1 protein-coding gene is annotated in these 368 nt (G+C 62.8%); it reads left to right on the forward strand.

The features are described from left to right. Window positions 1-368 (forward strand): putative Ig domain-containing protein (locus ASD71_RS25985; protein ID WP_056571293.1); only part of this gene is annotated, 368 nt, incomplete at both ends.

Genomic DNA, 368 nt, shown 5'->3' on the forward strand with positions numbered 1-368 from the left:
GGTTCCAACGGTGGCACCTTCACGCTGAACGCTGACGGTTCGTACTCGTTCAATCCTGGTTCGGCCTTCAACAACCTGGGCGCAAACCAGACGGCTACGTCGTCGATCACCTACACCGTCTCCGATGGCGAAGGTGGTACGTCGACCGCAACCCTGACGGTCACGATCACCGGCACCAACGACACCCCGATCCTGACCCCGGGTGTCACGCTTGACGATCAATCGGGCAACGACGGCCAGGCCATCACCCCGGTCGACATCTCCGGTCAATTCTCGGACGTGGATACGGGCGACGTACTGACGTACTCGGCCACCGGCCTGCCCCCGGGCCTGACCATCGATCCCAAGACCGGCATCATCTCCGGCAC

This window comes from Achromobacter sp. Root565, assembly GCF_001427425.1.
GTDB classification, from domain to species: Bacteria; Pseudomonadota; Gammaproteobacteria; order Burkholderiales; family Burkholderiaceae_B; genus Achromobacter; species Achromobacter spanius_D.